Below are 11,560 nucleotides of genomic sequence, written 5' to 3' on the forward strand. Positions count from 1 at the left end.
AGCCCCGGCGCCGGCCTTGGCCCACGCAGCGCGCGATCGAGCCGGCGCACGCCGTCCAGCCACGCCGCCCGCCCCTCGCCCGCGCGCACCAGCGGATGCTTGAGCAGGGTGAGCAAGGGCAGTGGGGCGAAATCCTGCGCGGCGGCCTCCGCGATCGCGCTCAGCAACGTGCCCGGCGGCAGGATCGAAAGCGGGCGCCCCGCCGTATCGTCGATCTCGATCTTCCAGCGGCGGCAATGCGCGGCAACGCGCCGCGCGAGCGCGCGATCCGGGGTGACGAGCGCCGCCGTCCGCCCTTCCGTTTCCAATGCGCCGCGCAGCGCCAGCGCGATCGCCTGCGCCTCCCCGGCGGGCGTCGCGAACTCCGCCGCCGCCACGCCGCCCAGCCGGCGATCGGTCGCCGCCAGCCCGGTCCATTTGCCGGTGAAGTCCGCCGGGGCGAGCGCGTTGGCGATCGCCCGCCCGCGCGCCGCCGACGCATCATATTCGCTGCCGTCGCGCCATGTCGCCACCTCGCCGCGCGCCACGCCAAGCCGTTCGAGCAGCAGCTTCAGGTGGAATTGCGGATGAACCTCGATCGCGCGGCGGCGATCCTCCTCGGGGTGTGGGCCAAGCGCATCCCATTCCTCGACCGGCATCGCTAGATCCACCCCGGCCAGCACGACCATCCCGTCAGGCATCGTCGCGATGCTGCGCTGCAATCGCACGACGGCGGGCGCGGAATCGGTGATGCCGGCGGCGCAGACGAACCCCGATGGACGGGCATCGCGCCACCGCTCCGCCAGCCGCGTCAGCAATCGCGCGCGGCGATCGGCGAGATCAATCCGCCCGAGCCGCGCCAGTTCGCCCGGCCAGCGATCCAGCACGATGCGGAACGACGCCAGCGCGTGCTGCCAATGCTCCGACAGTTCCGGCCCGAGATCGAGTTCGGCGAGCCGCGACGGCGGGACTTCCTCGACGATCAGCTGATCGAGCGTCCGCGCAAGATCGCCCGCCAGCCGCACCGCTTCCGCCGCATCGAGATCGGGGCGTTCCTCCTGCACCAGCCGGGACAGGATCATGCGGCGCGCGAGCGGCGCGATCGCGGGCGGCACCGGCGCGCTATCGTCAGCCGGATCGAGCGTGGCGCCGATCGCCTCGCCCAGATCATCGGCGCCGATCGCGACCAGCCGGGGCAGCACCAGCCCCCCGCCCGACGCACGCACGAACGCATCGGTGATGGCGATCTTCGCGCGATTGTTGGGCACCAGCACCAGGCCGCGCGCGAGGCCCAGCGGCTCGGCGCCATAACGCCGCATCAGCCCCGCGACGAGGGCGTCGGCGAAAGCCCGGTGCGCCGGGATCGTGTAGAGCGCGGGCAAGCGCCCCTCAGCCATCCGCAAGCAGCGCCTCGGTCCGCCTGATCGCGCCGGGCGTGCCGACATCGAACCACAAGCCCTGATGGACGGCGCCGAAAGCGCGACCGGCGGCGATCGCGCGATCCCAGAACAAATTGGTGGAGAACGGCCCCTCGGGCCAATCCGCGATCAGGCGCGGGTGCATGATCTGCACCCCGGTCCACACGAAAGGCGCGACCCGCCCGCGCCCGCGCCGCCCGGTGATCCGCCCATCGGGGGCGAGGCGAAAATCGCCCTGCCCGCTATGATTGTGCGCGCGGGCATAAGGCACCATCAGCAGCAGCGCGTCCATCGCCGTATCGTCCCAGCGCGCGGCGAGCAGCCTGATCGCGTCGCTCGGCCCGTCGATCCACAGATTGTCGCTGTTGACGTAGAGGAACGGCTCGTCGCCAAGCAGGTCACGTGCCTGCACCAGCCCGCCGCCCGTTTCCATCAGGCGCCCGCGCTCATCGGAAATGACGATCTCGATCCCCGAGACACGATTGCGCAGATGCGCTTCGAGCGCGTCGGCGAGATAATGGACGTTGACCACCGCGCGCTCGACGCCCGCCGCCTTCAGCCGATCGAACACATGATCGAGCAATGCCTTGCCCGCCACTTCGACCAGCGGCTTGGGCCGCGTCGCGGTGAGCGGGCGCATCCTTTTGCCCAGCCCCGCGGCCATCACCATCGCGGTCTTGGGCACCTTGCCGCCCGGATCGGGGCGGATCGCTCTGGGCCGGCTCATCGCGCGCGCTCCGCCAGGATCATCGGATCACCGCGCAATTCGGGCGGGATATTCGCATCGAACCACGCCGCGACCGGCGCGAGCGCGGGATAGGTCAGATCGCGTTCGAGATAGGCCCAGACCCGTGGGCACAGCCCCGGATAGCGCGGCTTGCCATCGCGCTTCCATAGCCGGGTGAAAATGCCGACGATCTTGGCGTTCCGCTGCGCGCCAAGCACGTGATAGGCATCGAGGAACGCCTCCCCCTCCCCGGTTTGCGCGCGATAGCGCGCGAGCATCGCCTCCTCGATCGCCGGATCGACATCGCGCCGCGCGTCCTGCAACAGCGAAACCAGATCATAAGCGGCATGGCCGGCAAGCGCGTCCTGAAAATCGAGCAGCCCCAGCCCCGCCGGGATCAGCATCAGATTTTCGACATGATAATCGCGCAACACTGTCACCGGGCGTTCGGGGATCGCGCGCGCCAGCACCGCATTCCATGCCGCCTGATAACCGGCAACGTCGACATCCAGCCCGATCGCCGGGCAATACCATTCGACCAGCAGCGCCGCCTCGCGCTGTAATTCGGCAAAATCATACGGACGAAGCCCGGCCATCGCGTCATGCCCGCGCAATTCGATCAGCAGGTCGATCGCCGCCGCATAGAGCCGCATGGCCGCATCGGGATCGCTTTCGATCGCCTCGCGCATCCGGTCGTCACCGAAATCCTCGATCAGCACCAGCCCCGCCGCCTCGTCCGCCGCATGGATCGCGGGTGCTGCGAAACCGCGTTCGATGAGCCAGCGCGCGATGGCGATGAACGGGCGCGGGTCTTCATGCGGGGGCGGCGCATCCATCAACACGCTGCGCCGCGCGCCATCCGTCACCCGGAAATATCGCCTGAAGGAAGCATCGCCCGCCAGCGGCGCGATCGCCGCGCCGGCCCAGCCGTGAGCAGCGAGGAAGGCGCCGGCGCCGGCGGGGGGAATCATGTCGGTCGCCATCGCCTTTCCCAAGCCGGGGGCGCGGCCCAAGTCAACCCGCGCGCGCCATCGGGCAGGATCTCCAGCCTGATCCGCAGCGCATCGGGCCAGGCATTCGGCCCGGCGCGCTCGGGCCATTCCACCAGCAGCGCGCAATCATGGCGCGCTTCGTCCAGCCCCAGTTCCTCCAGTTCGCGCGGATCATCGACGCGATAGAGATCGACGTGAAGCACCGGCAGCCGCACCTCGGGCGGCGCATAGGGCTGGACGATCGCAAAGCTGGGTGACGGCGCCTCCCCCGCCAGCCCGAGTGCGGCGAGCAGGCCGCGTGCGATGCTCGTCTTGCCCGCGCCAAGCGGCCCGTCGAGCGTCACCACATCGCCCGGCGCCAGCACGGCGGCAAGCGACGCGCCGATCGCCTCGGTCGCCGCCGGATCGGCCAGCCTTATCATCGGCGCGGCAACTCCACCGTCACCAGCGTTCCCGCGCCGGGCTCGCTCAGCAGCGTGATCGTGCCGCGATGCGCCTCGACGAACTGCTTGGCGAGCGGCAGGCCAAGATCGAGCGCGCGCGCGCCGCCGGTCGCGATGCCCGGCCGCGAGAACCGATCGAAGGCGTGCGCGGCGGTCTGCGCGTCCATCCCCGGCCCGTCATCGGAAACGACGATCCGGGCATTCGCGGCATTGCCGTCGGCGTGGAGCAGCACGCGACCGCCCTCGCCGGCGGCGGCGATCGCGTGCCGCAGCAGATGTTCGATCACTTCGCGGATGCGGCGCGCATCGCCATTGATCCGCCCGATCGAATGGCTGATTTCGATCACATAGTCGATCTTGTCGCGCCGGGCCTCGGCGGCGACGCGATCGGCGGCGGCACGCGCGATGGCGGCAAGATCGATATCGGCGCGATCCAGCCCTTCGCCCTCACCCTCGCCAACCAATTGTGTGAGATCGAGCACGTCATCAATCATCGTGCCCAGCCGTTCGACCGCTTCGAGGATCGCCTCGACATAGGCATCGGCCTGCTTCGTGATCTTCCCGGCATAGCCCCCGTGCAGCATCTCGGCGAATCCGCTGATCGAAGTGAGCGGGGTGCGCAATTCGTAACTCATGCTCGCAACGAACGCGGTCTTCATCCGATCGGCGTTTTCGAGCGCCTCGGCGCGTTCGCGCAGCGCGCGCTCGATGCGGCGGCTGTCGGTGATATCAAGCATGGTGAACAGCGCATTGCCATCGGGCAGCGGCACCGCCGCGAATTCGAACTGCCGCCCGTCGGCAAGCTCCACGCGGCCGCTGCGCGTCTGCCGCTCCACCGTCGCCGCGCGTACCAGTTCGTTGATGAACTTCGCCTGCCCAGGGCTCGCGAGCTTGGGCGCGACCTTCTCCGCCACCGCATCCACCCTGGGATGGCCGCTCAGGAATTCCTCCTCCAGCCCCCACAAGGCGCGGAAGCGGTTGTTCCACAATTGCAGCTTGCCGTTGGTGGCGAACACGCCAAGCGCCTCAAACAGATTGTCGAACGTCGCGGTGCGCACGCGCAGCAGCGTGTCCCGCGCGGAGGCGAGTTGCACCTGCTCGGTGCGATCCTCGAAGATCAGCAGCAGCGCGCCATCGGGCAGCGGCTGCGCCAGCACGCGGATGTGCGCGCCGTCGGGCAGCAGCCATGTCTCCTCCGCCGCCGTGCCGGCCTGGGTGAACCAGTCGCGCCGTTCCGCCTTCCAACCGGGGAAATCGCGCACTTCCGGCACGCGGTTCGCCTCGCGCATCCGTTCGAGCACGCGATCGAATTCCGGGCGATCCGAAAGCCATTCGCTGCGCATCGCGAACATGCGGCGGAACGGCTGGTTGCAGAAGATCAGCGCGCGATCGCGGCCGAATTGCGCCACGCCCGCCGAAAGCCGGTCGAGCATCGCGCGTTGCGCCTCGGCGAAGCGGCGTTCGCGCGCATGGGCCTGCTCCAGATCCTCGATATCAATCGCATAACCCGCGACCCCGCCCGCCGGCAGCGGGATATCGTGGAGCCGCAAGGAGCGCCGCTCGCCCGCGATCGTGGCGGGGAGCACCCGCTCCTGTGGCCGCCCCTGTTCGCGCGCCGCGACCGCGCCGCCCAGCGGGCCGCCCTGCCCGGAGCCTTCGACCAGCTCCACGCCACGCGCCACGACATCCGCCGCGTCAACCGCCTCCACCGCCGCCACATAGGCGGTATTCGCCATCGCGAGCTTCAGGTCCGGCCCGCGATACCACATCGGCAGCGGCGCGGTTTCGATGAGGCCGGTCAGCGCCTCATATGCGGTGAGCAGATCGGCTTTCTGCTCGCTCAGCGCCACGATCTCGCGCTGGCTGTCGGTGGCGTCGAACACCCAGATGATGATCGCGCCCGATCCCATCTCGCGCGGTGCCCGCTCGCCGCGCCACAACAGGGTGCGCGACGAGCCGGCGAGCGTCATCGGTCGCGCGAAGCCGCGCCCGGATCGCTGCGCGGCGACGATATCGCTCTTGAGCGCGGCGATCGTATCGGCGGGGAGCACGCTCGCCAGTTCGTCGATCCGCTCGGGCAGGCCATCGACGCCCAGCCAGCCGGCGACCGTTCGGGTAAGCTCGATCCGTCCATCGGCATAAGCCAGGATAGGCGAGGCCGGCGCCGCTGCGAACAATGCCTCGAACCGCGCATTGGCGGTGATCGCGCCACGCGCCCGCGCCGCGGCCCGCAATCCGGCGAACAACAGCCAGCCGCCCGCGATCAGCAACAGCGCGACGATTACCCCGCCGGCCAACGCGGCGGTGGTCGAGATTTCGATCATGCCGGGCTCACCCGCCCCTGGTGGATCGTCATACGCGCGGTGATAGGCAGACTTTGGGCATGAAAAAAGGGGGCCGCGCCGCGACCCCCTCGTTTCGTGCGATATTCCGGATCAATAACGATAATGATCCGGCTTGAACGGGCCTTCGACCTTCACGCCGATATAATCCGCCTGCTTCTGGCTGAGCTTGCTGAGCTTCACGCCAAGCTTCTCCAAATGCAGCGCCGCGACCTTCTCGTCGAGGTGCTTGGGCAGGACATAGACCTGGTTCTGGTAATTCTCGCCCTTCGTCCAAAGCTCGATCTGCGCGAGCGTCTGGTTGGTGAAGGACGAGGACATCACGAAAGACGGGTGGCCGGTGGCGCAGCCGAGGTTCACGAGGCGGCCCTTGGCGAGCACGATGATCTGCTTGCCGTCCGGGAACTTCACCAGATCGGTGCCGGGCTTCACCTCGGTCCACTCGTAGTTCGAAAGCGCGGCGATCTGGATCTCGCTGTCGAAGTGCCCGATGTTGCACACGATCGACATCGGCTTCATCGCCTTCATGTGATCGGCGGTGATGACATCGGCGTTGCCGGTCGCGGTGCAGAAGATGTCGGCGCGCTTCACCGCTTCTTCCATCGTGACGACTTCGAAGCCCTCCATCGCCGCCTGAAGCGCGCAGATCGGGTCGATCTCGGTGACGAGCACGCGCGCACCACCATTGCGCAGCGACTGTGCCGAGCCCTTGCCCACGTCACCGAAGCCCGCGACGCAGGCGACCTTGCCGGCCAGCATCACGTCGGTCGCGCGGCGGATCGCGTCGACCAGAGATTCCTTGCAGCCGTAAAGGTTGTCGAACTTCGACTTAGTGACCGAATCGTTCACGTTGATCGCCGGGAACGGCAGTTCGCCCTTCTTCGCGATCTCGTAAAGGCGGTGGACGCCGGTGGTGGTTTCTTCCGACACGCCCTTCAGGTTCTTGACGGTCTCGGTGAGATAGCCCGGCTTCTTCGCGATGAACGTCTTGAGCGCGCGCTGGAATTCCACTTCCTCGGCGTTCTCCGGCTCGCCGAAGCTCTCGCCGCGCTCCAGCTTCGCGCCCCACAGCGCGAACATCGTCGCGTCGCCGCCGTCGTCGAGGATGATGTTGGCGGTCTGGCCGTTGCCGTCATCCCAGTCGAAGATCGAGCCGACATAGTCCCAATATTCCGCCAGGCTCTCGCCCTTCACCGCGAACACCGGGATGCCGGCGGCGGCGATCGCGGCGGCGGCATGATCCTGCGTCGAGAAGATGTTGCAGGTCGCCCAGCGCACGTCGGCGCCCAGCGCGGTCAGCGTTTCGATCAGCACCGCGGTCTGGATCGTCATGTGGAGCGAGCCGGTGATCCGCGCGCCCTTCAGCGGCTGCTGCGCGCCGAATTCCTCGCGCAGCGCCATCAGGCCGGGCATTTCGGTTTCGGCGATCTCGATTTCCTTGCGGCCGAAATCGGCAAGGCTGATGTCCTTGATGACATAATCATTGGTCGGGCGATCGAGCACAGTAGCCACGGCGGAATTCTCCGAAAGAAATGGGTCGGCCAAGGCGCATCGCACCGGCCGGCATGGGCGCGCCCTTACCCGCGCGCGGCATTCGATGCAAATATAAAGATATCTTTATGTCAGCGTCTGGCGCGAACGATCAGGCGTGCCCGCTTTCCTTCGCGAGCAGCCGGGGATCTATCCCGACGCGGGCAAAGCCATGCGCCCAGCGCGCATCGGCGGGCGTATCGAACAGGATCGCCTCATCCCCCGCGTCAAGGTTCAGCCAGCCATGGCGGGTCATCTCGCCATCGAGTTGCCCCGGTCCCCAGCCGGCATAGCCTAGCGCGACCAGCCAGCGCGTCGGGCCGGTGCCCGCGGCGATCGCGCGTAGCGCGTCGAGCGTGCCGGACAAGGCCCAGCGCCCCGCCACGTCGACAGTGTCCGCCCCGCCCCAATCGCGGCTGTGCAGCACGAAGCCGCGCCGCGTCTCCACCGGGCCGCCGCGATGCACCGGCACATCGGGCGCCGTGCCGGGATCAATATCCACCTGGCGCAGTACGTCATGCAGGGTAAGCCCATCGAACGTCGCGCCGATGCCGATTCCCATCGCGCCCGCGTCATCATGCGCGCAGACCGCGATCACCGCCTGATCGAAGCGCGGATCGCCGATTCCGGGCATGGCCAGCAGGAATTGGCCGGCAAGAAAGTTCGCGGATTCCATTGCGGCGAGCATAGCGGGCGGGATCGCCGCAGGCCACGCTTGAAAATCACGCACGCGCTTGCGACGTAGCCGCCACCGCGTTTCCGCGGCGACAGGAGATTCCACGATGACGATCAGCGTCGGCGACAAGCTGCCCAGGACCAACTTCGTCAAGGCGACCGCCAACGGGCCTGAGGCGGTGGACAGCGAAGAATATTTCAAGGGCCGCCGCGTCGCGCTGTTCGCGGTGCCCGGCGCCTTCACGCCCACCTGCTCGGCCAAGCACCTGCCCGGCTATGTCGAAAAGCACGGCGAGCTGACCGGCAAGGGCATCGACGAGGTGGCGTGCACCGCCGTCAACGATCCGTTCGTGATGGGCGCCTGGGCGAAATCGAGCAACGCCGGAGACATCACCATGCTGGCGGACGGCAATGGCGAATTCGCCGAAGCGATCGGCCTCACCATGGATGGCTCGAAATTCGGGCTGGGCAAGCGCAGCCAGCGTTATTCCATGATCGTCAACGATGGCGTGGTGGAACAGCTCAACGTCGAGGGGCCGGGCGAGTTCAAGGTCAGCACCGCGGAGCATATGCTCGCCAGCATCTGATTTGCCGGCATCCGCTCCGCCCGCCACGCGCGGGTGGGGCGGATGCCTGACCGGCGCGAGGGCCGCTCGCCATTCAGGTCCGGTCGAGCCGGAAATGGTGGTTCCTCGCGAACCGCAAGCGCGGCGTACAATAGGTACGTGAACCGCGGAAAGCGCGGGAAACCGCCATTTGCGGGCCGGCATGGGTTGAATGGCGCGTCGGCCCTAGGCGGCGATCGTCATCGTCGCGATCAGGCCCGGCGCATTGTCGCCCAGGGTCAGCGTGCCGCCGTGCAGATGCGCGACCGCCGCGACCAGCGACAGGCCCAGCCCCGCGCCGCCCTCATGCCGCGCCGCATCGAGCCGCCCGAAGCGCTTGAGCGCATCGTGGCGGGCAGCGGGGGGAATCCCCACGCCCTCATCCGCAACGCTGATCGCCACCTCATGCGGGTGCGCGACAGCCGACAGCGTGATCGTGCCCGCCCCGTATTTCAGCGCATTGTCGATCAGATTGGCGAGCGACTGCCCCAGCATCTCGCGATTCGCGTTGATCGTGATGGGCGGCGCGATATCCACCGCGATGCTCTTGCCGCGATCCTCCGCCAGCGGGCCGAACATATCGGCCAGATCGACGAGCATCGCGCCGACATCGACCTCCCCGAAGGCTTCACGCCCCAGCCCCGCCTCCGCGCGCGTGATCCTGAGTGCGGTGTCGAGCATCGCCAGCAGGCGCTCCCCTTCCTCCATCGCGCGCAGGATCATCGTGCGCCCGGCTTCGTCCGGCGCGGCGGCGAGCGCGCGTTCCAGCGTCGCGCGCAACCGGGTGAGCGGCGCGCGGAGATCATGCGCCAGCCCGTCCGTCGCCACCTTCAGTTCGCCGACCAGCGCCGCGATCCGATCGAGCATCGCGTTGATCGCCGCGGCCAGCGCCTCGAACGCATCGTTGCCGCCGCGAAGCGGCACGCGCCGCGTCAAGTCGCCCGCCGCCACCGCATCAGCGGTCGCCACCGTCCGCCCCAGCCGCTGTTCGATCATCCGCGCGGCGATCACCCCGGCCAGCCCGGCGAAGATCAGCGCCACCGCCATAGCGAGCAGCATCGCCTCCTCCATCGCGCGGGCGAAACGCAGCTCGCTTTCGATGACATGCCCGGTCAGCAGCCGGCTGCCATCGGGAAAGCGGGTCGCGATCACGCGCATCCGCTCGGAAAGATCGCGGTCGATACGGAAGATTTCGATCGTCGTCGGTTCGCCACCGGCGGTGACGGTCGGCGGCCAGTCCGCGACATTGCCCGCGAGGAAGCGACCATCGCGGTCCACCAGCAGCAGGACGAGTTGCGCGCCCCGCACGCGCACCAGGCGGGATACTTCCGCGCCCGCCGCCGCCGCGCCGCCATGCCGATAGCTTTCGAGCAGGCCGTGGCGCACCCGCTCCGCCGCTTTCCCGGCGGCGGCGGTGATCTGTTCGCGCGTGATCTCCCGCACGGTGCCCAGCGTAATCGCCGCGCCCGCCAGTTGCAGCCCGAAGACCAGCGCCGCGAAGCGCAGCGTCGTCGAACGGGGCAGCCGCAGCCTTATCGCTCGGCGCCCAGCTTGTAACCGGCGCCGCGCACCGTGTGGAGCAGCGGGCGTGCGAAGCCCTCGTCGATCTTCTTGCGCAGCCGGCTGATATGCACGTCGGTCACGTTGGTGCCCGGATCGAAATGATAATCCCACACGCCTTCGAGCAGCATCGTGCGCGTCACCACCTGATCGACGTGGCGCAGCAGATATTCGAGCAGCCGGAATTCACGCGGCTGGAGGTCCACCGGCCTGCCCGCGCGCTTCACGCGATGCGCGAGCAGGTCCATCTCCAGATCGTCGCATACCAGCTTCGTCTCGGGCGCGTTGCCGCTGGATTGCCCGCGCCGCGCCAGCAGCCGGACGCGCGCGAGCAACTCGGCGAAGACGAACGGCTTGGTGAGATAATCGTCGGAGCCGGAGGTCAGCCCCGCGACGCGATCCTCCGGCGTGCTCATCGCGGAGAGGATCAGCACCGGCGTCGAAACGCCCGCCGCGCGGACGGCGGCCAGCACGGCCATTCCATCCAGCCCCGGCAGCATCCGATCGAGCACGATGCAGTCATATCCGCCGTCGGTCGCCTGGAACAGGCCATCGCGGCCATTGTTCACGCGATCGACGACGAAACCCGCCTCGCCCAATCCGTTGGAGATGTAATCGGCTGTCGAATCGTCGTCTTCGACCAAAAGGATCTTGCTCAATTCGCGCCTCCCGGCGCCTCCTTTAGCAAGGTAACCTCGATCACGTCACTATTCCGCTGCACTTTCAGCAAGGTGGGGCTGCGTCGTGATTCGGCCGCGCGCAATGTGATGAGCGTGGGGTCGGCATGGCCGTTGATCGCCTTCACCGTATCGCCCACCTTCAGCCCGGCATTCGCCTCCGCGCCGCCCGTCCGCAGGCTGGTGACGACCAGCGCATGGTGCTTCGCGCGGATCACCGGCGAGTAGGTCGCCCCCCCCACCGCGCCGCGCGCGGCGGCGTGCGGCACGTTGCCGGCGAGCAGCGCGAAGACCCCGGCGCCGACCGCGGCAACCCCGATCGCCGCCCAGCCGGCCATGCGCAATCCGTTCATCGCCGGGTGCTCCGGGACGGGCCGATCGGCGGATGAGGTAAGCGGCGGCGCATGTTGCATATCCGCCCCGACCATGCGGCACGCGCGGTTGAAGCTGCGTGGGCACACCATGACAAATCGGTCATGGTGTGGGCCGCAGACGCAGCGATGCGACCCACGGCCCGATGGGGCCGCGATCGCGTTGCAATTCGTCGCTGTAGAAATTTGGTCGGGGCGACAGGATTCGAACCTGCGACCCCCACACCCCCAGTGTGATGCG

Annotated in this window: 10 protein-coding genes and 1 pseudogene; 1 reads left to right on the forward strand and 10 read right to left on the reverse strand. The window is 68.2% G+C overall.

The window, feature by feature from the left end:
• From Q0316_RS00500 to Q0316_RS00530, 7 genes and pseudogenes are all read right to left on the reverse strand, one after another.
• A pseudogene (locus tag Q0316_RS00500) lies at positions 1-1,376 on the reverse strand (double-strand break repair protein AddB); the annotation flags it as partial.
• Entirely contained in the window at positions 1,369-2,124 is a 756-nt protein-coding gene (locus tag Q0316_RS00505; protein WP_298668051.1) for a nucleotidyltransferase family protein, read from the reverse strand. The gene Q0316_RS00505 and the pseudogene Q0316_RS00500, both read right to left, overlap by 8 nt.
• Positions 2,121-3,107, reverse strand: a complete 987-nt coding sequence (locus Q0316_RS00510) for a phosphotransferase (RefSeq protein ID WP_298668053.1) — start codon at positions 3,105-3,107, stop codon at positions 2,121-2,123. The genes Q0316_RS00505 and Q0316_RS00510 overlap by 4 nt, the downstream gene beginning before the upstream one ends.
• Positions 3,092-3,538, reverse strand: a complete 447-nt coding sequence (gene tsaE, locus Q0316_RS00515) for a tRNA (adenosine(37)-N6)-threonylcarbamoyltransferase complex ATPase subunit type 1 TsaE (RefSeq protein WP_298668055.1) — start codon at positions 3,536-3,538, stop codon at positions 3,092-3,094. Before tsaE ends, Q0316_RS00510 begins: the two co-directional genes overlap by 16 nt.
• Positions 3,535-5,883: a PAS domain-containing sensor histidine kinase gene (locus tag Q0316_RS00520; protein WP_298668058.1), complete on the reverse strand. Its 2,349-nt coding sequence runs from the start codon at positions 5,881-5,883 to the stop codon at positions 3,535-3,537. Before Q0316_RS00520 ends, tsaE begins: the two co-directional genes overlap by 4 nt.
• Before the next feature lie 111 nt (positions 5,884-5,994).
• Complete coding sequence (gene ahcY / locus Q0316_RS00525; RefSeq protein WP_298668073.1) at positions 5,995-7,404, reverse strand: adenosylhomocysteinase; 1,410 nt, start codon at positions 7,402-7,404, stop codon at positions 5,995-5,997.
• 139 nt (positions 7,405-7,543) lie between these two features.
• Positions 7,544-8,107 (reverse strand): YqgE/AlgH family protein, encoded by a 564-nt coding sequence (locus Q0316_RS00530; RefSeq protein WP_298668060.1) that lies wholly within the window; start codon positions 8,105-8,107, stop codon positions 7,544-7,546.
• A 106-nt stretch (positions 8,108-8,213) separates the two neighbouring features.
• On the opposite strand from Q0316_RS00530, the gene Q0316_RS00535 reads away from it, so the two are divergent.
• Positions 8,214-8,693: a peroxiredoxin gene (locus Q0316_RS00535; protein ID WP_298668063.1), complete on the forward strand. Its 480-nt coding sequence runs from the start codon at positions 8,214-8,216 to the stop codon at positions 8,691-8,693.
• 204 nt (positions 8,694-8,897) lie between these two features.
• Here Q0316_RS00535 and Q0316_RS00540 read toward each other — a convergent pair whose 3' ends face one another.
• The 3 genes from Q0316_RS00540 to Q0316_RS00550 all read right to left on the reverse strand — a co-directional run bounded on the left by Q0316_RS00540 (position 8,898) and on the right by Q0316_RS00550 (position 11,412).
• Positions 8,898-10,154, reverse strand: a complete 1,257-nt coding sequence (locus Q0316_RS00540; protein WP_298668066.1) for a HAMP domain-containing sensor histidine kinase — start codon at positions 10,152-10,154, stop codon at positions 8,898-8,900.
• A gap of 89 nt (positions 10,155-10,243) precedes the next feature.
• A complete protein-coding gene (locus Q0316_RS00545; protein ID WP_298668069.1) occupies positions 10,244-10,930 on the reverse strand; it encodes a response regulator transcription factor in 687 nt (228 codons plus the stop codon).
• Positions 10,927-11,412, reverse strand: coding sequence for a hypothetical protein (locus Q0316_RS00550; protein WP_298668071.1), 486 nt, complete (start codon positions 11,410-11,412; stop codon positions 10,927-10,929). The genes Q0316_RS00545 and Q0316_RS00550 overlap by 4 nt, the downstream gene beginning before the upstream one ends.
• Positions 11,413-11,560 lie beyond the last annotated feature (148 nt).

This window comes from uncultured Sphingomonas sp. (genome assembly GCF_937871615.1).
GTDB lineage: Bacteria > Pseudomonadota > Alphaproteobacteria > Sphingomonadales > Sphingomonadaceae > Sphingomonas.